Genomic DNA, 20,572 nt, shown 5'->3' with positions numbered 1-20,572 from the left:
TTGCCTTAATAAGCTGCGCTGGTGGTCATCAAGTGGTCAGTGTACGCAGCAGGTTCTTGTAGTCCTCGCGGATGTCCGCGTCGGATTCCTTAAGTTCGTTGATCTTGCGGCAGGCGTGCAGCACGGTGGTGTGGTCCCGTCCACCAAACACATCACCGATTTCCGGCAGGCTGTGGTTGGTCAGTTCCTTGGACAGGGCCATGGCCACCTGACGCGGACGGGCTACCGAACGCGAACGGCGTTTGGACAGCAGGTCGGAAATCTTGATTTTGTAGTATTCCGCAACGGTTCGCTGAATGTTATCCACAGAAACCAATTTGTCCTGAAGCGCCAACAAGTCCTTCAAGGATTCACGAATCAACTCGATGGTGATGTCGCGGCCCATGAAGTGCGAGTGAGCGATCACCCGCTTGAGGGCACCTTCGAGCTCACGCACGTTGGAGCGAATACGCTGTGCGATGAAGAATGCGGCGTCGTGAGGCAGCTCGACCTTGGCCTGGTCGGCTTTCTTCATCAGGATCGCGACCCGGGTTTCCAGCTCCGGCGGCTCGACGGCCACCGTCAGGCCCCAGCCGAAACGCGACTTGAGGCGTTCCTCGAGGCCTTCGATCTCTTTCGGGTAACGGTCACTGGTAAGAATGACCTGCTGCCCGCCTTCGAGCAATGCGTTGAAGGTGTGGAAAAACTCTTCCTGGGAACGCTCCTTGCGGGCGAAGAACTGAATATCGTCGATCAGCAAGGCGTCCACCGAACGGTAGAAGCGCTTGAACTCGTTGATGGCGTTCAGTTGCAGCGCCTTGACCATGTCGGCCACGAAACGCTCGGAATGCAGGTACACGACCTTGGCATTCGGGTTCTTCTTGAGCAGGTGGTTGCCCACGGCGTGCATCAAGTGGGTCTTACCCAAGCCTACACCGCCGTAAAGGAAGAGTGGGTTATAGCCGTGCTTGGGGTTGTCCGCAACCTGCCAGGCCGCCGCACGGGCCAGTTGGTTGGATTTACCTTCGACGAAATTCTCGAAGGTGAAGGTCCGGTTCAGGTAGCTGGTGTGCTTGAGCGCGCCTTCTACCTGGACGGTGCGCTGTTCGGCCCGCACCGGAGCCTGCTGGGAGCTGGCGCCGGCCATGGGGTCGAAGCTGTCCCGCGAAGGTTCTTCGCTGACTTCGGCAACTTTTTGTGTGTTGCGCTTGCTCGGGGCAGACGCGGGAGCCGGAGCGGCATGGTTGTTGACCGGTGCCGGGGCTGCCTGCTGGGCCTGTGACGCGGCGGCGGCGAGCGGCGCATTGGGGGCGGCGCGGGGTGCCGAGCTGCGTTTGCTGCCTATTAATAAGGACAACGCAGGCGCCATGCCATTGCCATGCTCGTCGAGCAGTTCCATGACCCGCCCCAGGTACTTTTCGTTGACCCAGTCGAGAACGAAACGGTTCGGTGCATAGACACGCAACTCGTCGCCTTCGGCTTCGACCTGTAGTGGACGGATCCAAGTGTTGAATTGTTGGGCAGGCAGCTCCTCGCGCAAAAGCTCCACGCACTGCTGCCAAAGTTCCACTGACACGGATATCCCCTAAGTTGAAAGCCGGTGAGGCAAAAACAAGCGGCCATTGTAGCGAGCGGACGTGCACTTATCCACACGCAGGTTGCTCATCGCCCATGATTTATCAATGCGTTAAGCCTGAGAAAGACGACCAGCGGTCAGTGGATAAGCTCTGTGGATAACTGCTCCTGAGGTCGTTGTACAAGTGGGGGTGAAACTCGGTGGATAACCATCCTGTGGATAACCATGCATTCCACCCACAGCTTATCCGACAGTGCAGCACAGGCTGGTCACTGCTTTCCCGCCTAGTTGTCATTCTCTGTACATGGCGGATTACAAGGCCTTGGCATGGTTATCCACAGACAGGCGACGCACTTGCTTTTATAAGCTTTACAGAAAAGCTTTAAATAATTCCCTTCTTTATTTCTATATCTACCGGCGTGTGAGCAATCCCTCGAAGCGGCTGGATATCTATTTAAAGGAAACGCTGGTTGGAAATTGACCTAGAGGCTTGCTTTCTCTAGAATCCCCGGTCTCTTAAAACGGGGGCCATTCCGGCCCGTTGTGGACGAACCAGGTAACACGACATGAAACGTACTTTCCAACCAAGCACTATCAAACGCGCTCGTACCCACGGTTTCCGTGCTCGCATGGCTACCAAGAACGGTCGTGCCGTCCTGTCGCGTCGTCGCGCCAAAGGTCGTGCGCGTCTGGCAGTTTGATAATCCGGCACTGGAGGTGAGTCAGGACTTCAGTCGGGAAAAGCGTCTGCTTACACCCCGGCATTTCAAGGCGGTCTTTGACTCCCCTACCGGCAAGGTTCCGGGGAAAAATCTCCTGCTCCTTGCGCGCAGCAACGATCTCGATCACCCCCGCCTAGGGCTGGTTATCGGGAAAAAGAGCGTCAAGCTCTCCGTTCAGCGCAATCGCCTCAAACGTCTGATGCGCGAATCGTTTCGCCTGAACCAGGATTCACTGGTTGGATGGGACATTGTTATCGTCGCGCGCAAAGGTTTGGGTGACGTAGAAAACCCCGAATTGATTCAGCATTTCGGCAAGCTCTGGAAGCGTCTGGCACGCAACAAGCCAGTACCAGCAGTCAACACCGAAACTGTAGGGGTAGACAGTCCCGATGCGTAAACTGGCACTCGTTCCGATCCAGTTTTATCGCTACGCCATTAGTCCTTTGATGGCCAGTCACTGTCGTTTCTACCCCAGTTGTTCCTGCTACGCGTACGAAGCCATAGAAAATCATGGTCTCCTGCGCGGTGGCTGGCTGACCTTTCGTCGTTTAGGTCGCTGTCATCCGTGGAATCCCGGCGGTTATGACCCGGTTCCGCCTATCCCTACCTCCCGTTCTTCTTCGATGGCCGAGTAATCATGGATATCAAACGCACGATCCTGATCGTCGCCCTGGCAATCGTGTCCTATGTCATGGTCCTTAAATGGAACCAGGACTATGGCCAGGCTGCCTTGCCGACTCAGAATGTTGCAGCCAGCAATACCGCACCGAGCCTGCCGGATGCTCCCGTTGGCAACAACGCTGTCAACAATGACGACATCCCGCGCGCGGCAAGCGATACCAGCGCTCCCGCCGAAGCCCCAGTGGCCGTAAGCAAAGATCTCATTCAGATCAAGACGGACGTGCTCGAGCTGGCAATCGATCCACAAGGTGGTGACGTCGCCCAGCTGAAGCTGCCGCTGTACCCGCGTCGCCAGGATCATCCGGAAATCCCGTTCCAGTTGTTCGACAACGGTAACGAGCGCACCTATCTGGCCCAAAGTGGCCTGATCGGTACCAACGGCCCGGATTCGAACCCGGCCGGTCGCCCGGTCTACTCGGCCGAGAAGAAGACTTATCAACTGGCTGAAGGTCAGGACCAACTGGTCGTGGACCTGAAGTTCAGCAAGGATGGCGTCAACTACATCAAGCGTTTCACCTTGAAACGTGGCCTGTATGACGTAACCGTCTCTTACCTGATCGACAACCAGAGCGCCCAGCCTTGGTCCGGCGCGATGTTCGCCCAACTCAAGCGTGACGCCAGCGACGATCCTTCCTCCAGCACGGCCACCGGCACCGCGACTTACCTGGGCGCCGCCCTGTGGACAAGTTCGGAACCGTACAAGAAAGTGTCCATGAAGGACATGGACAAGGGCCCGCTCAAGGAAACCGTCCAAGGTGGTTGGGTTGCCTGGCTGCAGCACTACTTTGTAACAGCATGGATCCCGCAGAAAGGCGACAGCAACGTTGTCCAGACGCGTAAAGACAGCAAGGGCAACTTCATCATCGGCTACACCGGCCCGACATTGACTGCCGCGCCAGGTGCCAAAGCCGAAACCAGCGCCATTCTGTATGCCGGTCCGAAAAGCCAGGCGGTCTTGAAAGAGTTGTCCCCAGGCCTGGAACTGACCGTGGACTACGGTTTCCTGTGGTTCATTGCCCAGCCGATCTTCTGGCTGCTGCAACATATCCACAGCATCGTCGGTAACTGGGGCTGGTCGATCATTTTCCTGACCATGCTGATCAAGGGTCTGTTCTTCCCATTGTCGGCCGCCAGCTACAAATCCATGGCTCGCATGCGCGCTGTGGCCCCGAAACTGGCCGCGCTGAAAGAGCAACATGGCGATGACCGGCAGAAAATGTCCCAGGCCATGATGGAGCTGTACAAGAAAGAGAAGATCAACCCGCTGGGTGGTTGCTTGCCAATTCTTGTGCAGATGCCAGTGTTCCTCGCGCTTTACTGGGTTCTGCTGGAAAGCGTGGAGATGCGTCAGGCACCGTTCATGTTGTGGATTACCGACCTGTCGATCAAGGATCCGTTCTTCATCCTGCCGATCATCATGGGCGCGACCATGTTCATCCAGCAGCAGTTGAACCCAACGCCTCCGGACCCGATGCAGGCGAAGGTCATGAAAATGATGCCAATCATCTTCACCTTCTTCTTCCTGTGGTTCCCGGCAGGTCTTGTGCTGTACTGGGTTGTGAACAACGTGTTGTCCATCACTCAGCAGTGGTACATCACGCGTAAGATCGAAGCGGCGACGAAAAAAGCCGAGGCGTAACTTGCTCTGTGGATAACCACACAAAACGCCCCCTAGTGGGGCGTTTTGCTATCTGCCACTTTTGTCTGGATACCGGTTTATGAGCGCACCGCGTGAAACCATCGCCGCCGTTGCCACCGCCCAAGGTCGCGGGGGTGTCGGCATCGTCCGTATTTCGGGCCCCTTGGCCAGTGTCGCGGCCAAGGCCATCAGCGGTCGTGAACTCAAGCCGCGGTTTGCGCATTACGGCCCGTTTTTCAGTAGTGACCAGCAGGTGCTCGACGAAGGCCTGGCCTTGTATTTCCCGGGACCGAATTCGTTCACCGGCGAAGACGTGCTTGAGTTGCAAGGTCACGGTGGCCCCATCGTGCTGGACATGCTGCTCAAGCGTTGCCTCGAACTGGGTTGCCGCCTGGCTCGGCCGGGGGAATTCAGCGAACGGGCGTTCCTCAACGACAAACTCGACCTGGCCCAGGCCGAGGCGATTGCCGATTTGATCGAAGCCAGTTCTGCCCAAGCCGCCCGCAACGCATTGCGCTCCTTGCAAGGGGCGTTTTCCCAGCGTGTGCATAACCTCACCGAACAATTGATCGGCCTGCGGATTTACGTCGAGGCCGCGATTGATTTCCCCGAAGAGGAAATCGACTTCCTCGCCGATGGCCACGTGCTGAGCATGCTCGATAAAGTCCGCGATGAGTTATCCACAGTACTGCGCGAAGCCGGGCAGGGGGCCTTGCTACGCGATGGAATGACCGTGGTCATCGCTGGGCGACCGAATGCCGGCAAATCCAGCCTGCTGAATGCCTTGGCCGGCCGCGAAGCGGCGATCGTCACTGAGATTGCCGGCACCACCCGGGACATCCTCCGTGAACATATCCACATCGACGGCATGCCCCTGCACGTGGTGGATACTGCCGGTTTGCGCGATACCGATGACCAGGTGGAGAAAATCGGCGTCGAACGGGCACTCAAGGCCATCGGTGAAGCCGATCGGGTTTTGCTGGTGGTGGATGCCACCGCACCGGAAGCGGACGATCCCTTTGCCTTGTGGCCCGAATTCCTCGAGGTCCGCCCGGATCCCGCGAAAGTTACCCTGATTCGCAACAAGGCCGACCTGACCGGGGAAGCGATTGCCCTCGAAGTCAGCGCTGACGGTCACGTGACCATCAGCCTGAGCGCGAAATCGGCGGGTGAAGGCCTGGAATTGCTGCGCGAGCACCTCAAGGCCTGCATGGGCTACGAGCAGACCTCGGAAAGCAGCTTCAGCGCTCGACGGCGACACCTTGAAGCGTTGCGCCATGCCAGTGCGGCCTTGGAGCATGGTCGTGCGCAACTGACCTTGGCGGGGGCTGGCGAGCTGTTGGCCGAAGACTTGCGCCAGGCACAACAGTCCCTGGGGGAAATTACCGGCGCCTTCAGCTCCGATGACTTGCTGGGCCGAATCTTTTCCAGCTTCTGTATCGGTAAATAGCCCCGCCTTCACAGCCAGGTTTGTCCCTCGAAAGCCTATCGAGCACACCGCAGACCTGGTTACTCCTCTCTTTTTTAACAGATTGCCCTTGATGGCGGCTTGCCTGTGGGCGCTGCCGCCGTCCGGTGGCAGCTGATTTCTGTGGATTAAGCCCTGTGAATAACTGCCACTGAGGTCAGTTGATAAACCCCCTTCAAAACTGAAGATAACGGCCTCTGTGGATAACCACCTCATTCATCCACAGGCTTACACCGGTTATCCAACCCCCTCAATGCCACATGACCACAGGGTTTTGAATCTCTGTACACATTGTAAATAAAGGGATACAGAACGTTATCCACAGAAAGGTTGGGCAGTAAGAATAAACATAAAAACAAAGATTTTATAAATTTCTTTCTTTTTTATTTTTTTAACCGCGAGTTCTCCACAGTTGGTTAAATTTTGTGCAAAGGGTTCTTTAGAAAGGGCGAAGTCCCTATACTTGCCGACCTGGCTCGAAAAACGCCCAGGGCCAGACTCAAAACCTATTTCCGAATTACCTGAATAAAGCAGGCACGAGGTGCGTGGTGGATTTCCCTTCCCGTTTTGAAGTGATCGTCATCGGCGGCGGTCATGCCGGTACCGAGGCAGCACTTGCATCAGCACGCATGGGGGCAAAGACCCTGTTGCTGACGCATAACGTGGAAACCCTCGGTGCCATGAGCTGCAACCCTGCCATTGGTGGCATCGGCAAAAGCCATCTGGTCAAGGAAATCGATGCCCTTGGGGGCGCGATGGCCATGGCCACCGATAAAGGGGGTATCCAGTTTCGCGTATTGAACAGCCGCAAAGGCCCAGCCGTGCGCGCTACTCGCGCCCAGGCCGACCGAGTCCTGTACAAGGCCGCTGTCCGTGAAATCCTGGAAAACCAGCCGAACCTGTGGATATTTCAACAAGCGGCCGATGACCTGATCGTCGAGCAGGACCAAGTGCGCGGTGTCGTCACGCAAATGGGCCTGCGTTTCTTCGCCGATGCCGTGGTGTTGACCACCGGGACCTTCCTCGGCGGACTTATCCACATCGGCATGCAAAACTATTCCGGTGGCCGCGCCGGTGATCCACCGTCAATCGCCCTGGCCCAACGCCTGCGTGAGTTGCCGCTGCGCGTTGGTCGGTTGAAAACCGGCACGCCACCGCGTATCGATGGTCGGTCTGTGGATTTTTCGGTGATGACCGAACAACCGGGTGATACCCCGATTCCAGTGATGTCGTTCATGGGGTCGAAAGAGCAGCACCCGAAACAAGTGAGCTGCTGGATCACCCACACCAACGCCCGCACCCACGAAATCATTGCCGCCAACCTGGATCGTTCGCCGATGTATTCCGGCGTGATCGAAGGCATCGGCCCGCGTTATTGCCCGTCGATCGAAGACAAGATCCATCGCTTTGCCGACAAGGAAAGCCACCAGGTCTTCATCGAGCCGGAAGGCCTGACCACACACGAGCTGTACCCGAACGGCATTTCCACGTCCCTGCCGTTCGATGTGCAACTGCAGATCGTGCAATCGATTCGCGGCATGGAGAACGCCCACATCGTTCGTCCGGGCTACGCCATCGAATACGACTATTTCGACCCCCGTGACCTGAAGTACAGCCTGGAAACAAAGGTCATCGGCGGCCTGTTCTTCGCCGGGCAGATCAACGGCACCACCGGCTACGAAGAGGCCGGCGCCCAGGGATTGTTGGCCGGAGCCAACGCGGCACTGCGCGCCCAGGGCAAAGACAGCTGGTGTCCGCGTCGCGATGAGGCCTACATCGGTGTGCTGGTGGACGACCTGATTACCCTGGGTACCCAGGAACCGTATCGGATGTTCACATCCCGCGCCGAATATCGCCTGATTCTGCGGGAAGACAACGCCGACCTGCGCCTGACCGAGAAAGGTCGCGAGTTGGGACTGGTGGACGACGTGCGCTGGGCCGCGTTCTGCAAGAAACGCGAGAGTATCGAGCTGGAAGAGCAGCGCCTGAAAAGCACCTGGGTTCGTCCCGGTACCGAGCAGGGCGATGCCATTGCCGCGAAATTCGGTACGCCGTTGACCCACGAATACAACCTGCTCAACCTCTTGAGCCGTCCGGAAATCGATTACGCCGGGCTGGTGGAAGTGACTGGCCAGGGGGCGGAAGATCCGCAGGTGGCCGAACAGGTCGAGATCAAGACCAAATACGCCGGCTACATCGATCGCCAGCAAGACGAAATCGCCCGTCTGCGCGCCAGCGAAGACACCAGGCTACCTGTGGATATCGACTACACCGGCATTTCCGGGTTGTCGAAAGAAATCCAGAGCAAGCTCGGAGCGACTCGTCCAGAGACCCTGGGCCAAGCCTCGCGCATTCCCGGCGTCACGCCAGCGGCGATTTCCCTGTTGATGATTCATTTGAAAAAACGCGGCGCGGGCCGCCAGTTGGAGCAAAGCGCTTGAGTTCGATGGTCACCTCGCAACACGCTGAAGAGTTATCCACAGGTGCCCGTCAGCTCGGCGTCAGCCTGACCGAAGCCCAGCACGCGCAATTGCTGGGTTATCTGGCGCTGTTGATCAAATGGAACAAGGCTTACAACCTGACCGCCGTGCGCGATCCGGATGAAATGGTCTCGCGGCATTTGCTCGACAGCCTCAGCGTCATGTCCTTCATCGAAAACGGTCGTTGGCTGGATGTTGGCAGTGGCGGTGGCATGCCGGGCATCCCGTTGGCGGTCCTGTTTCCCGACTCGCAAGTGACCTGCCTGGACAGCAACGGCAAGAAAACCCGCTTCCTGACCCAGGTCAAACTCGAACTCAAACTGGATAACCTGCAAGTTATCCACAGCCGCGTCGAAGCGTTCCAGCCAGCCGAGCCGTTCAACGGGATCATCTCCCGGGCGTTCAGCAGCATGGAGAACTTCAGCAACTGGACTCGCCACCTGGGCGATGCCGATACGCGCTGGCTGGCAATGAAGGGCGTTCATCCGGCCGATGAGCTGGTAGCATTGCCGGCAGACTTCCACCTCGATAGCGAACACGCCTTGGCCGTACCCGGTTGCCAAGGCCAACGCCATCTGCTGATACTGCGCCGCACGGCATGATTGGGAACACAAGCAAGAATGGCTAAGGTATTCGCGATAGCGAACCAGAAAGGTGGTGTGGGCAAGACCACCACCTGTATCAACCTCGCAGCATCCCTGGTTGCGACCAAGCGACGGGTGCTGTTGATCGATCTCGATCCACAGGGCAACGCCACCATGGGCAGCGGTGTGGATAAGCATGGCCTGGAAAACTCCATCTACGACGTCCTGATCGGCGAATGCGATCTGGGCCAGGCCATGCACTTCTCCGAACACGGCGGTTATCAACTGCTGCCGGCCAACCGTGACCTGACGGCGGCCGAAGTAGTGCTGCTGGAAATGCAGATGAAGGAAAGCCGCCTGCGCAGCGCCTTGGCGCCGATCCGGGAAAACTACGATTACATCCTGATCGACTGCCCGCCATCGCTATCGATGTTGACCCTCAACGCCCTGGTGGCCGCCGATGGGGTGATTATCCCCATGCAGTGCGAGTACTTTGCCCTGGAAGGGTTGAGCGACCTTGTGGATAACATCAAGCGCATCGCCGAACTGCTGAACCCGGACCTGAAGGTCGAAGGCTTGTTGCGGACCATGTACGACCCGCGCCTGAGCCTGATGAACGATGTCTCGGCCCAGCTCAAGGAGCATTTCGGCGAGCAGCTCTACGACACCGTCATCCCGCGCAACATCCGTCTGGCCGAAGCGCCGAGCTACGGCATGCCGGCCCTGGCCTACGACAAACAATCCCGTGGTGCGCTGGCTTACCTGGCCCTGGCGGGCGAGATGGTTCGCCGCCAGCGTCGCAACCCACGTACCGCTGCAGCCCAGCCAACTTAAGGAAACCCCATGGCCGTCAAGAAACGAGGTCTCGGACGTGGACTGGATGCATTGCTCAGCGGTCCGACCGTCAGCTCGCTGGAAGAACAGGCCGTGCAGGCCGACCAGCGCGAGTTGCAGCACCTGCCCCTGGATCTGATCCAGCGCGGCAAATACCAGCCGCGCCGGGACATGGACCCGCAGGCGCTGGAAGAATTGGCCCAGTCGATCAAGAGCCAGGGCGTGATGCAGCCGATCGTGGTCCGGCCGATCGCCAATGGCCGCTTCGAGATCATCGCTGGCGAACGTCGTTGGCGCGCCAGCCAGCAGGCCGGCCAGGAAACCATACCGGCAATGGTCCGTGATGTACCGGATGAAACGGCCATCGCCATGGCGTTGATCGAGAACATCCAGCGTGAAGACCTCAACCCGATCGAGGAAGCCGTGGCCCTGCAGCGCTTGCAGCAGGAATTCCAGCTGACCCAGCAACAGGTTGCCGAGGCGGTGGGCAAGTCCCGCGTGACCGTGGCCAACCTGCTGCGCCTGATTGCGTTACCGGAAGTCATCAAGACCATGTTGTCCCATGGCGACCTGGAAATGGGTCATGCCCGGGCATTGCTCGGTTTACCGGAAAATCAACAGGTTGAAGGGGCGCGACATGTTGTCGCACGCGGCCTCACTGTGCGCCAGACCGAGGCACTGGTTCGCCAGTGGCTCAGTGGCAAACCGGCCCCTGTCGAGGCCCCCAAACCCGATCCGGATATCGCCCGCCTGGAACAACGCCTGGCCGAGCGCCTGGGCTCTGCGGTGCAGATTCGCCACGGAAAGAAGGGCAAGGGCCAATTGGTGATTGGTTATAACTCCCTCGATGAGTTGCAAGGTGTCCTTGCGCACATTCGCTGAAACAATTGCTCTTGTAGCGCGCAGTCGGAAATCACTACCTGACAGTTGAATAGGGGCAGAACCGCCCCTATACTCTGCGCGCATTTTGTCGGCACAAATTATGCCAAGTTATTGAATTATGGCGGCCGACTATTGGAGAGCAGAAGCGATGGAAACCCGCACGCCAAACCGCTTGCCGTTCCATCGTCTGGCAGTTTTCCCGGTTCTGATGGCTCAATTCACCGTCGTACTGATCGCCACATTGGCGCTCTGGCAATGGAAGGGAGTCGTCGCCGGATACTCAGGACTTTGCGGAGGCCTGATAGCCTTGCTTCCCAATATTTACTTCGCTCACAGGGCCTTTCGGTTTTCCGGCGCCCGAGCAGCCCAGGCTATCGTCCGGTCTTTTTATGCCGGCGAGGCGGGGAAACTGATTTTGACGGCAGTGCTGTTTGCATTGACGTTCGCAGGTGTGAAGCCATTGGCGCCGCTGGCTGTATTCGGCGTCTTCGTGCTGACCCAACTGGTCAGCTGGTTCGCTCCCCTGCTAATGAGAACAAGACTTTCGAGACCTTAGGGCGTTTGAGGCAACCATGGCAGAGACAACCGCTTCGGGCTATATCCAGCACCACTTGCAGAACCTGACCTTCGGTCAGCTACCCAACGGCGGCTGGGGCTTCGCCCACACCGCAGCAGAAGCCAAGGAAATGGGCTTCTGGGCTTTCCACGTCGATACCCTCGGCTGGTCGGTCGCACTGGGCCTGATCTTCGTTCTTCTTTTCCGCATGGCGGCTAAGAAGGCGACTTCCGGTCAACCTGGTGCACTGCAGAACTTCGTTGAAGTACTGGTCGAATTCGTCGATGGCAGCGTGAAAGACAGCTTCCATGGCCGTAGCCCGGTGATCGCACCGCTGGCACTGACCATCTTCGTCTGGGTGTTCCTGATGAACGCCGTCGACCTGGTACCGGTCGACTGGATTCCTCAGCTGGCCATCCTGATCTCCGGTGACCACCACATCCCATTCCGCGCCGTGTCGACCACCGACCCGAACGCCACCCTGGGCATGGCCTTCTCGGTCTTCGCACTGATCATTTTCTACAGCATCAAGGTCAAGGGCATCGGCGGCTTCATCGGCGAACTGACCCTGCACCCGTTCGGCAGCAAGAACATCCTCGTTCAGGCCCTGCTGATCCCGGTGAACTTCCTGCTCGAATTCGTGACCCTGATCGCCAAGCCGATTTCCCTGGCACTGCGTCTGTTCGGCAACATGTATGCCGGCGAACTGGTGTTCATCCTGATCGCTGTGATGTTCGGCAGCGGCCTGCTGTGGCTCAGCGGCCTGGGTGTAGTTCTGCAGTGGGCGTGGGCTGTGTTCCACATCCTGATCATCACCCTGCAGGCGTTCATCTTCATGATGCTGACCATCGTCTACCTGTCGATGGCGCACGAAGAAAACCATTAAGGCCAGTCTCGACTAGTCTGATGTCCTTCCCGGTCAAACGGGAAGGAGCCCGATCCGGGCTGAGAAACGATTTGTTTTACCGCTTTAATCTAAAAAACCTAAACCATACGACGTAAAAGTCGGGAGGAAAGATGGAAACTGTAGTTGGTCTAACCGCTATCGCTGTTGCACTGTTGATCGGCCTGGGCGCACTGGGTACCGCAATTGGTTTCGGCCTGTTGGGCGGCAAGTTCCTGGAAGGCGCAGCGCGTCAGCCAGAAATGGTTCCAATGCTGCAAGTCAAAATGTTCATCGTGGCCGGTCTGCTCGACGCCGTGACCATGATCGGTGTTGGTATCGCGCTGTTCTTCACCTTTGCGAACCCGTTCGTTGGTCAAATCGCTGGCTAATTACTCGGATGTCTCGAGTAGATTGGTGTGATGGACAACGTAACTGCGAGGTGTTGGCGTGAACATTAATGCGACCCTGATTGGCCAGTCCGTTGCGTTCCTGATTTTTGTACTGTTCTGCATGAAGTTCGTATGGCCTCCGGTCATTGCGGCATTGCACGAACGTCAAAAGAAGATCGCTGATGGTCTGGACGCTGCCAGCCGTGCAGCTCGCGACCTGGAGTTGGCCCATGAGAAAGTGGGTCAGCAACTGCGCGAAGCGAAGGCTCAGGCAGCTGAAATCATCGAGCAAGCCAAGAAACGCGGTACCCAGATTGTCGACGAAGCCCGTGAACAGGCTCGCGTCGAAGCTGACCGTGTGAAGGCTCAGGCTCAAGCCGAGATCGAACAGGAACTCAACAGTGTCAAAGACGCGCTGCGTGCCCAAGTGGGTAGCCTGGCCGTTGGCGGTGCTTCGAAGATCCTGGGTGCCACAATCGATCAAAACGCGCACGCAGAGCTGGTTAACCAACTGGCTGCTGAAATCTAAGCGAGGGCGATCATGGCAGAACTGACCACGTTGGCCCGACCTTACGCTAAGGCGGCCTTCGAGCACGCTCAGGCCCACCAGCAACTGGCCAATTGGTCAGCCATGCTCGGCCTGGCAGCAGTGGTGTCGCAAGACGACACCATGCAGCGCGTGCTCAAGGCCCCGCGACTGACGAGCGCAGAAAAGGCCGCCACGTTCATTGACGTGTGCGGCGACAAGTTCGATGCCAAGGCACAGAATTTCATTCACGTCGTTGCCGAAAACGACCGTCTCCCGCTTCTGCCGGAGATCGCCGCTCTTTTCGACCTGTACAAGGCCGAACAAGAGAAGTCGGTAGACGTGGAAGTGACCAGTGCTTTCGCATTGAACCAAGAACAGCAAGACAAACTCGCCAAGGTTCTCAGTGCACGACTCAACCGGGAAGTGCGCCTGCAAGTCGAGGAAGACAAGTCCCTGATTGGGGGCGTTGTCATCCGCGCCGGCGACCTGGTTATCGATGGCTCGATTCGCGGCAAAATCGCGAAACTTGCCGAAGCATTGAAATCTTGAGTTTGAAGGGGCAGCAGAGCAATGCAGCAACTCAATCCTTCCGAAATAAGTGAAATTATCAAGGGCCGCATCGAAAAGCTCGATGTGACCTCCCAAGCCCGTAACGAAGGCACTGTCGTCAGCGTATCTGACGGCATCGTGCGGATTCACGGTCTGGCCGACGTCATGTACGGCGAGATGATCGAGTTTCCGGGCGGCGTCTACGGTATGGCCCTCAACCTGGAGCAAGACTCTGTAGGTGCCGTGGTATTGGGCGCGTACACGACGCTGGCCGAAGGCATGAGCGCCAAGTGCACCGGCCGTATCCTCGAAGTTCCGGTAGGCAAGGAACTGCTGGGTCGCGTTGTCGACGCACTGGGTAACCCTGTTGACGGCAAAGGTCCGCTGAACAACACCGAGACCGACGCGGTCGAGAAAGTTGCTCCAGGCGTGATCTGGCGTAAGTCGGTAGACCAGCCTGTACAGACTGGCTACAAGGCTGTCGATGCCATGATCCCTGTCGGCCGTGGCCAGCGTGAGCTGATCATCGGTGACCGTCAGATCGGTAAGACCGCCCTGGCGATCGACGCGATCATCAACCAGAAAAACAGCGGCATCTTCTGCGTCTACGTGGCCATCGGTCAGAAGCAATCGACCATCGCCAACGTAGTTCGCAAGCTGGAAGAGAACGGTGCACTGGCTAACACCATCATCGTTGCCGCCAGTGCTTCCGAATCGGCTGCACTGCAATTCCTGGCACCGTACTCCGGTTGCACCATGGGCGAATACTTCCGCGACCGCGGTGAAGACGCGCTGATCGTTTATGACGATCTGTCCAAGCAGGCAGTGGCTTACCGCCAGATCTCCCTGCTGCTGCGCCGTCCACCAGGCCGTGAAGCCTACCCAGGCGACGTGTTCTATCTCCACTCCCGTCTGCTGGAGCGCGCATCCCGCGTTTCGGAAGAGTACGTCGAGAAGTTCACCAACGGCGCCGTGACGGGCAAGACCGGTTCCCTGACCGCTCTGCCGATCATCGAAACCCAGGCTGGCGACGTTTCCGCGTTCGTTCCGACCAACGTGATCTCCATCACCGACGGTCAGATCTTCCTGGAATCGGCCATGTTCAACTCGGGCATCCGTCCTGCTGTGAACGCCGGTGTTTCGGTATCCCGTGTAGGTGGTGCCGCTCAGACCAAGATCATCAAGAAGCTGTCCGGTGGTATCCGTACCGCCCTGGCCCAGTACCGTGAACTGGCGGCATTCGCCCAGTTCGCTTCTGACCTGGACGAAGCGACCCGTAAGCAACTTGAGCATGGTCAGCGCGTTACCGAGCTGATGAAGCAGAAGCAATACGCACCGATGTCGATCGCTGACATGGCGCTGTCGCTGTATGCCGCTGAGCGTGGGTTCCTGACTGACATTGAAATCACCAAGATCGGCAGCTTCGAACAAGCGCTGATCGCTTTCTTCAACCGCGATCACGCCGATTTGATGGCCAAGATCAACGTTAAAGGTGACTTCAATGACGAAATCGACGCTGGCCTCAAAGCCGGTATCGAGAAGTTCAAGGCCACCCAAACCTGGTAAGCCGCAGCGGGAGCCGCAAGGCTCCCGCTTGCTAACCTGATAGGTGTTACATGGCAGGCGCAAAAGAGATTCGCAGTAAGATTGCGAGCATCAAAAGCACGCAAAAGATTACCAGCGCCATGGAAAAAGTGGCGGTCAGCAAAATGCGCAAGGCACAAATGCGCATGGCTGCTAGCCGTCCTTATGCGGAGCGCATCCGCCAGGTGATTGGTCATCTGGCCAACGCCAACCCGGAATACCGCCACCCGTTCATGATCGACCGCGCCGTCAAGCGCGTCGGTTACGTTGTGGTGAGCAGTGACCGTGGTCTGTGCGGTGGCTTGAACACCAACCTGTTCAAGGCCCTGGTCAAGGACATGGCGGTAAACCGCGAACAAGGCGTCGAGATCGATCTGTGCGTGGTCGGTAGCAAGGGTGCGGCTTTCTTCCGCAACTTCGGCGGTAATGTCGTCGCTGCTATCAGCCACCTGGGTGAAGAACCGTCGATCAATGACCTGATCGGCAGCGTCAAGGTGATGCTGGATGCTTACCTGGAAGGCCGGATCGACCGCCTGTCCGTGGTATCCAACAAGTTCATCAACACCATGACGCAACAGCCGACCGTGGAGCAGTTGATTCCACTGGTGGCGACCCCGGAACAGGAACTCAAGCACCACTGGGACTATCTCTACGAACCGGATGCCAAGGAGCTGCTTGACGGCTTGATGGTCCGCTACGTGGAGTCGCAGGTCTACCAGGCGGTGGTCGAGAACAACGCAGCTGAACAAGCGGCGCGGATGATCGCGATGAAGAACGCTACCGACAACGCCGGTGATTTGATCAGCGATTTGCAGCTGATCTACAACAAGGCGCGTCAGGCTGCGATCACCCAAGAGATCTCGGAAATCGTCGGCGGCGCTGCCGCGGTTTAACGGTTCAAATATTCAGAGGATCCAGCTATGAGTAGCGGACGTATCGTTCAAATCATCGGCGCCGTTATCGACGTGGAATTCCCACGCGACAGCGTACCGAGCATCTACGACGCCTTGAAGGTTCAAGGCGCCGAAACCACCCTGGAAGTTCAGCAGCAGCTGGGCGACGGCGTGGTTCGTACCATTGCGATGGGCTCCACCGAGGGCTTGAAGCGCGGTCTGGACGTCAACAACACGGGCGCAGCCATCTCCGTACCGGTCGGTAAAGCGACCCTGGGCCGGATCATGGACGTACTGGGCAACCCGATCGACGAAGCTGGCCCGATCGACACCGAAGAGCGCTGGGGCATTCACCGTCCTGCGCCAACCTTCGCTGAACAGGCCGGTGGCAACGAGCTGCTGGAAACCGGCATCAAGGTTATCGACCTGGTCTGCCCGTTCGCCAAGGGCGGTAAAGTCGGTCTGTTCGGTGGTGCCGGTGTAGGCAAGACCGTAAACATGATGGAACTGATCCGTAACATCGCCATCGAGCACAGCGGTTATTCCGTGTTCGCCGGTGTGGGTGAGCGTACTCGTGAGGGTAACGACTTCTACCACGAGATGAAGGATTCCAACGTTCTGGACAAAGTGGCACTGGTCTACGGCCAGATGAACGAGCCGCCGGGAAACCGTCTGCGCGTAGCCCTGACCGGCCTGACCATGGCCGAGAAGTTCCGTGACGAAGGTAACGACGTTCTGCTGTTCGTCGACAACATCTACCGTTACACCCTGGCCGGTACCGAAGTATCCGCACTGCTGGGCCGTATGCCTTCGGCAGTAGGCTACCAGCCGACCCTGGCCGAAGAGATGGGCGTGCTGCAAGAGCGCATCACTTCGACCAAGCAAGGCTCGATCACCTCGATCCAAGCGGTATACGTACCAGCGGACGACTTGACCGACCCGTCGCCAGCGACCACCTTCGCCCACTTGGACGCCACCGTCGTTCTGTCCCGTGACATCGCTTCCCTGGGTATCTACCCGGCAGTAGACCCACTGGACTCGACTTCGCGTCAACTGGACCCGAACGTGATCGGCCAGGAGCACTACGACACCGCTCGCGGCGTCCAGTACGTGCTGCAGCGTTACAAGGAACTGAAGGACATCATCGCGATCCTGGGTATGGACGAGCTGTCGGAAGCCGACAAGCAGTTGGTAAACCGTGCTCGTAAGATCCAGCGCTTCTTGTCGCAGCCGTTCTTCGTGGCTGAAGTCTTCACCGGTGCCTCGGGTAAATACGTTTCCCTGAAAGACACCATTGCTGGCTTCAAAGGCATCCTCAACGGTGACTACGACCACCTGCCAGAACAAGCGTTCTACATGGTCGGCGGCATCGAAGAAGCGATCGAGAAAGCCAAGAAACTGTAATCCCGGCGCCCGGCAACGGGCGCTAATTTAGGTTGAGGCAATCAGATGGCTATGACAGTCCATTGCGATATCGTCAGTGCGGAAGGGGAAATCTTCTCCGGTCTGGTCGAGTTTGTGGTTGCGCACGGTGAGCTGGGTGATCTTGGTATCGCCCTGGGTCACGCACCGCTGATCACCAGCTTGAAGCCAGGTCCGATTACTCTGACCAAGCAGGGCGGGGAAAGGGAGGTGTTCTACATCTCCGGTGGTTTCCTCGAGGTTCAGCCGAACATGGTCAAGGTCCTTGCCGACACCGTGCAACGTGCTGCCGACCTGGACGAAGCCTCCGCTCAGGAGGCCGTCAAGGCCGCCGAGAAGGCCCTGCACGAGCGAGGCGCGGAGTTCGACTACGGTTCTGCTGCCGCACGTCTGGCCGAGGCCGCAGCCCAGCTGCGCACCGTCCAGCAGATCCGCAAGAAGTTCGGCGGCTAAGCCGTCCGCTTTCTGTGCGATTGATTAAAAAGGGTAGCCTCGGCTACCCTTTTTTCTTTTCCCGACACTCTTTATCTGGTCGCAGCCGCTGACCACCCAGGATTGGTAGCCAGTCATGTCTCTTGAAATCGTTATCCTCGCGGCCGGCCAAGGCACTCGCATGCGTTCGGCGTTGCCCAAGGTCTTGCACCCGGTCGCCGGCAATTCCATGCTCGGTCATGTTATCCACAGCGCGCGGCAACTTGATCCACAGCGCATTCATGTGGTGATCGGTCACGGTGCCGATGCGGTACGCGAACGCCTGGCGGCGGATGACCTGAATTTCGTCCTGCAGGACAAACAACTGGGCACCGGCCACGCGGTGGCCCAGGCCGTACCGTTCATCACGGCCGATACGGTGCTGATTCTCTACGGCGATGTGCCGCTGATCGAAGTCGAGACCTTGCAGCGCCTGCTCAAGCACGTCGCGCCACAGCAGTTGGGCCTCTTGACCGTCGAATTGGACGACCCCACCGGCTACGGCCGTATTGTGCGCGACGCCGACGGCCAAGTGACGGCGATCGTCGAGCAAAAGGACGCCAGCGAAGCCCAGCGTGGGATTAGCGAGGGCAACACCGGGATTCTTGCCGTGCCGGCCGAGCGCCTGGGCGACTGGATGAGTCGTCTGTCGAATAACAATGCCCAGGGTGAGTACTACCTGACCGATGTGATTGCCATGGCCGTTGCTGACGGACTGGTCGTCGCCACCGAGCAACCGCTGGATGCCATGGAAGTGCAGGGCGCCAACGATCGCCGGCAACTGGCCGAGCTGGAGCGCCACTATCAATTGCGCGCCGCCCGCCGCCTGATGGCCCAAGGCGTGACCCTGCGCGATCCATCCCGTTTCGATGTGCGCGGTGAAGTCAGCGTGGGGCGCGACGTGGTCATCGATATCAACGTCATCCTCGAAGGCAAGGTCGTCATCGAAGACGACGTGGTCATCGGCCCGAACTGCGTGATCAAGGACAGCACCTTGCGCAAGGGCGTGGTGGTCAAGGCCAACAGCCATCTCGACGGCGCGGTCATGGGCGAAGGTAGCGATGCCGGGCCGTTTGCGCGGTTGCGTCCAGGCTCCGTGCTGGAAGCCCGGGCCCATGTGGGTAATTTCGTCGAACTCAAGAACGCTCATCTGGGCGAAGGCGCCAAGGCCGGTCACCTGACCTACCTGGGCGACGCCGAGGTGGGGGCCCGCACCAACATTGGCGCCGGCACCATTACCTGCAACTACGACGGCGCGAACAAGTGGAAGACCGTGTTGGGGGAGGACGTGTTCATCGGCTCCAACAACTCCCTGGTGGCCCCTGTGGATATCTCCAGCGGTGCGACCACGGCGGCCGGTTCGACCCTGACCCAGAATGTGGATAACGGCCAATTGGCGGTGGCTCGCGCACGCCAACGCAACATCGACGGCTGGAAGCGGCCGGAAAAAATCAAGAAGCCCTAAGTTATCCACAACCCCTGTGGAAGCGGGCTTGCTCGCGAAAGCGTCGTGTCAGTTCATGCTGTACTGTCTGATTCGACCCCTTCGCGAGCAAGCCCGCTCCCACATTGATCTAATGATTTCTGAATTTTTCTCCTGGCGCCTTGACGATATCGTTGCAATAGGTTTTGATTGCTTACGTTATCTTTCGAATCGAAACTTAAGCCGCCATGTCGAAACGCAACACGCCACAGCGCCGTCATAACATCCTTGCTTTGCTCCAGGAGCAGGGCGAGGTCAGTGTGGATGAGCTGGCCAAGCGCTTCGAAACCTCTGAGGTTACGATTCGCAAGGACCTCGCCGCACTCGAAACCAATGGCTTGCTGCTGCGTCGCTACGGTGGCGCGGTGCCGATGCCGCAGGAGTTGGTGGCCGATAACGGGCAGGCCGTTTCCAAGTACAAGCTCGCCATCGCCCGGGCTGCGGTGAAGCGGATCCGCGAACACGCGCGGATCATTATCGACAGCGGCAGCACCACCGCCGCCATGATCCCCCAACTCGGCCAACAGCCGGGCCTGGTGGTGATGACCAATTCCCTGCACGTCGCCAATGCCTTGAGCGAACTGGAGCACGAGCCGGTGCTGTTGATGACCGGCGGCACTTGGGACCCTCACTCCGAGTCGTTCCAGGGCCAGGTGGCCGAGCAGGTGTTGCGCTCCTACGATTTCGACCAGTTGTTCATCGGCGCCGACGGCATCGATCTGGTTCGAGGTACCACCACCTTCAACGAACTGCTGGGCTTGAGCCGCGTGATGGCTGAGGTTGCCCGGGAAGTGATCGTGATGGTGGAGGCCGACAAGATCGGCCGCAAGATCCCCAACCTGGAGCTGCCGTGGAGCAGCGTCCATACCCTCATTACCGATGATCGCCTGCCCGTAGCGGCCCGCGATCAGATTCAGGCCCGCGGCATCACCGTGATCTGCGCGCCTGTCTGCCAGGAGAAATAG

General features: G+C 58.4%; 21 protein-coding genes. 20 read left to right on the top strand and 1 reads right to left on the bottom strand.

Going from position 1 to position 20,572, the window contains the following annotated elements; translation table 11 throughout:
- Nucleotides 1–28: 28 nt before the first annotated feature.
- Nucleotides 29–1,555 (bottom strand): chromosomal replication initiator protein DnaA, encoded by a 1,527-nt coding sequence (gene dnaA / locus ACMTA2_RS01310; protein ID WP_413793396.1) that lies wholly within the window; start codon nucleotides 1,553–1,555, stop codon nucleotides 29–31.
- Between the two features lie 566 nt (nucleotides 1,556–2,121).
- Between dnaA and rpmH the strand changes: the two genes are divergently transcribed.
- The 20 genes from rpmH (at nucleotide 2,122) to ACMTA2_RS01210 (ending at nucleotide 20,572) form a co-directional block, all read left to right on the top strand.
- Nucleotides 2,122–2,256: a 50S ribosomal protein L34 gene (rpmH, locus tag ACMTA2_RS01305; protein WP_003213577.1), complete on the top strand. Its 135-nt coding sequence runs from the start codon at nucleotides 2,122–2,124 to the stop codon at nucleotides 2,254–2,256.
- 16 nt (nucleotides 2,257–2,272) lie between these two features.
- Entirely contained in the window at nucleotides 2,273–2,674 is a 402-nt protein-coding gene (gene rnpA / locus ACMTA2_RS01300; protein WP_003207107.1) for a ribonuclease P protein component, read from the top strand.
- Nucleotides 2,667–2,912: a membrane protein insertion efficiency factor YidD gene (gene yidD, locus ACMTA2_RS01295; protein WP_010465488.1), complete on the top strand. Its 246-nt coding sequence runs from the start codon at nucleotides 2,667–2,669 to the stop codon at nucleotides 2,910–2,912. Before rnpA ends, yidD begins: the two co-directional genes overlap by 8 nt.
- A 2-nt stretch (nucleotides 2,913–2,914) precedes the next feature.
- Entirely contained in the window at nucleotides 2,915–4,597 is a 1,683-nt protein-coding gene (gene yidC / locus ACMTA2_RS01290; protein ID WP_413793395.1) for a membrane protein insertase YidC, read from the top strand.
- A 79-nt stretch (nucleotides 4,598–4,676) separates the two neighbouring features.
- Nucleotides 4,677–6,047 carry a tRNA uridine-5-carboxymethylaminomethyl(34) synthesis GTPase MnmE gene (mnmE, locus tag ACMTA2_RS01285; protein WP_413793394.1) on the top strand — a complete coding sequence of 457 codons (1,371 nt, stop codon included), beginning with the start codon at nucleotides 4,677–4,679 and terminating at the stop codon, nucleotides 6,045–6,047.
- A 566-nt stretch (nucleotides 6,048–6,613) separates the two neighbouring features.
- Nucleotides 6,614–8,506, top strand: a complete 1,893-nt coding sequence (mnmG, locus tag ACMTA2_RS01280) for a tRNA uridine-5-carboxymethylaminomethyl(34) synthesis enzyme MnmG (protein WP_413793393.1) — start codon at nucleotides 6,614–6,616, stop codon at nucleotides 8,504–8,506.
- A gap of 5 nt (nucleotides 8,507–8,511) precedes the next feature.
- The gene (rsmG, locus tag ACMTA2_RS01275) at nucleotides 8,512–9,147 is read left to right on the top strand and encodes a 16S rRNA (guanine(527)-N(7))-methyltransferase RsmG (RefSeq protein ID WP_413795761.1); all 636 of its coding nucleotides are present in this window, start codon (nucleotides 8,512–8,514) and stop codon (nucleotides 9,145–9,147) included.
- A gap of 18 nt (nucleotides 9,148–9,165) precedes the next feature.
- On the top strand, nucleotides 9,166–9,963 hold the full coding sequence (locus tag ACMTA2_RS01270; protein ID WP_003207100.1) for a ParA family protein: 798 nt from the start codon (nucleotides 9,166–9,168) through the stop codon (nucleotides 9,961–9,963).
- A gap of 9 nt (nucleotides 9,964–9,972) precedes the next feature.
- The gene (locus ACMTA2_RS01265) at nucleotides 9,973–10,845 is read left to right on the top strand and encodes a ParB/RepB/Spo0J family partition protein (protein ID WP_053126822.1); all 873 of its coding nucleotides are present in this window, start codon (nucleotides 9,973–9,975) and stop codon (nucleotides 10,843–10,845) included.
- A gap of 148 nt (nucleotides 10,846–10,993) precedes the next feature.
- Complete coding sequence (locus ACMTA2_RS01260; protein ID WP_053126821.1) at nucleotides 10,994–11,401, top strand: F0F1 ATP synthase subunit I; 408 nt, start codon at nucleotides 10,994–10,996, stop codon at nucleotides 11,399–11,401.
- A 16-nt stretch (nucleotides 11,402–11,417) separates the two neighbouring features.
- A complete protein-coding gene (atpB, locus tag ACMTA2_RS01255) occupies nucleotides 11,418–12,287 on the top strand; it encodes a F0F1 ATP synthase subunit A (protein ID WP_003207096.1) in 870 nt (289 codons plus the stop codon).
- A 131-nt stretch (nucleotides 12,288–12,418) separates the two neighbouring features.
- Entirely contained in the window at nucleotides 12,419–12,676 is a 258-nt protein-coding gene (gene atpE / locus ACMTA2_RS01250; RefSeq protein ID WP_003097235.1) for a F0F1 ATP synthase subunit C, read from the top strand.
- Between the two features lie 58 nt (nucleotides 12,677–12,734).
- The gene (locus tag ACMTA2_RS01245) at nucleotides 12,735–13,205 is read left to right on the top strand and encodes a F0F1 ATP synthase subunit B (RefSeq protein WP_030139033.1); all 471 of its coding nucleotides are present in this window, start codon (nucleotides 12,735–12,737) and stop codon (nucleotides 13,203–13,205) included.
- A 12-nt stretch (nucleotides 13,206–13,217) separates the two neighbouring features.
- Entirely contained in the window at nucleotides 13,218–13,754 is a 537-nt protein-coding gene (locus ACMTA2_RS01240; protein ID WP_413793392.1) for a F0F1 ATP synthase subunit delta, read from the top strand.
- A 21-nt stretch (nucleotides 13,755–13,775) separates the two neighbouring features.
- A complete protein-coding gene (atpA, locus tag ACMTA2_RS01235) occupies nucleotides 13,776–15,320 on the top strand; it encodes a F0F1 ATP synthase subunit alpha (RefSeq protein WP_042727806.1) in 1,545 nt (514 codons plus the stop codon).
- A 50-nt stretch (nucleotides 15,321–15,370) separates the two neighbouring features.
- Entirely contained in the window at nucleotides 15,371–16,231 is an 861-nt protein-coding gene (gene atpG / locus ACMTA2_RS01230; RefSeq protein WP_030139034.1) for a F0F1 ATP synthase subunit gamma, read from the top strand.
- 27 nt (nucleotides 16,232–16,258) lie between these two features.
- The gene (gene atpD / locus ACMTA2_RS01225) at nucleotides 16,259–17,635 is read left to right on the top strand and encodes a F0F1 ATP synthase subunit beta (RefSeq protein ID WP_003187186.1); all 1,377 of its coding nucleotides are present in this window, start codon (nucleotides 16,259–16,261) and stop codon (nucleotides 17,633–17,635) included.
- A 45-nt stretch (nucleotides 17,636–17,680) separates the two neighbouring features.
- Nucleotides 17,681–18,106, top strand: a complete 426-nt coding sequence (locus tag ACMTA2_RS01220) for a F0F1 ATP synthase subunit epsilon (protein ID WP_060739915.1) — start codon at nucleotides 17,681–17,683, stop codon at nucleotides 18,104–18,106.
- 115 nt (nucleotides 18,107–18,221) lie between these two features.
- Nucleotides 18,222–19,589 (top strand): bifunctional UDP-N-acetylglucosamine diphosphorylase/glucosamine-1-phosphate N-acetyltransferase GlmU, encoded by a 1,368-nt coding sequence (glmU, locus tag ACMTA2_RS01215; protein ID WP_413793391.1) that lies wholly within the window; start codon nucleotides 18,222–18,224, stop codon nucleotides 19,587–19,589.
- A gap of 206 nt (nucleotides 19,590–19,795) precedes the next feature.
- Entirely contained in the window at nucleotides 19,796–20,572 is a 777-nt protein-coding gene (locus ACMTA2_RS01210) for a DeoR/GlpR family DNA-binding transcription regulator (protein ID WP_413793390.1), read from the top strand.

This window comes from Pseudomonas medicaginis, assembly GCF_965119365.1.
Taxonomy (GTDB): Bacteria; Pseudomonadota; Gammaproteobacteria; order Pseudomonadales; family Pseudomonadaceae; genus Aquipseudomonas.
This window is presented reverse-complemented; position numbering and strand designations above follow the sequence as displayed.

What these genes read in the sequence shown, in the direction of transcription:
- ACMTA2_RS01265 (WP_053126822.1), top strand. Translation starts at nt 9,973, where the DNA reads ATGGCCGTCAAGAAACGAGGTCTCGGACGTGGACTGGATGCATTGCTC.
- rsmG (WP_413795761.1), top strand. Translation starts at nt 8,512, where the DNA reads ATGGTCACCTCGCAACACGCTGAAGAGTTATCCACAGGTGCCCGTCAG.
- rpmH (WP_003213577.1), top strand. Translation starts at nt 2,122, where the DNA reads ATGAAACGTACTTTCCAACCAAGCACTATCAAACGCGCTCGTACCCAC.
- mnmE (WP_413793394.1), top strand. Translation starts at nt 4,677, where the DNA reads ATGAGCGCACCGCGTGAAACCATCGCCGCCGTTGCCACCGCCCAAGGT.
- yidD (WP_010465488.1), top strand. Translation starts at nt 2,667, where the DNA reads ATGCGTAAACTGGCACTCGTTCCGATCCAGTTTTATCGCTACGCCATT.
- yidC (WP_413793395.1), top strand. Translation starts at nt 2,915, where the DNA reads ATGGATATCAAACGCACGATCCTGATCGTCGCCCTGGCAATCGTGTCC.
- glmU (WP_413793391.1), top strand. Translation starts at nt 18,222, where the DNA reads ATGTCTCTTGAAATCGTTATCCTCGCGGCCGGCCAAGGCACTCGCATG.
- ACMTA2_RS01220 (WP_060739915.1), top strand. Translation starts at nt 17,681, where the DNA reads ATGGCTATGACAGTCCATTGCGATATCGTCAGTGCGGAAGGGGAAATC.
- ACMTA2_RS01240 (WP_413793392.1), top strand. Translation starts at nt 13,218, where the DNA reads ATGGCAGAACTGACCACGTTGGCCCGACCTTACGCTAAGGCGGCCTTC.
- ACMTA2_RS01260 (WP_053126821.1), top strand. Translation starts at nt 10,994, where the DNA reads ATGGAAACCCGCACGCCAAACCGCTTGCCGTTCCATCGTCTGGCAGTT.
- atpE (WP_003097235.1), top strand. Translation starts at nt 12,419, where the DNA reads ATGGAAACTGTAGTTGGTCTAACCGCTATCGCTGTTGCACTGTTGATC.
- ACMTA2_RS01210 (WP_413793390.1), top strand. Translation starts at nt 19,796, where the DNA reads ATGTCGAAACGCAACACGCCACAGCGCCGTCATAACATCCTTGCTTTG.
- atpB (WP_003207096.1), top strand. Translation starts at nt 11,418, where the DNA reads ATGGCAGAGACAACCGCTTCGGGCTATATCCAGCACCACTTGCAGAAC.
- atpD (WP_003187186.1), top strand. Translation starts at nt 16,259, where the DNA reads ATGAGTAGCGGACGTATCGTTCAAATCATCGGCGCCGTTATCGACGTG.
- ACMTA2_RS01270 (WP_003207100.1), top strand. Translation starts at nt 9,166, where the DNA reads ATGGCTAAGGTATTCGCGATAGCGAACCAGAAAGGTGGTGTGGGCAAG.
- atpG (WP_030139034.1), top strand. Translation starts at nt 15,371, where the DNA reads ATGGCAGGCGCAAAAGAGATTCGCAGTAAGATTGCGAGCATCAAAAGC.
- atpA (WP_042727806.1), top strand. Translation starts at nt 13,776, where the DNA reads ATGCAGCAACTCAATCCTTCCGAAATAAGTGAAATTATCAAGGGCCGC.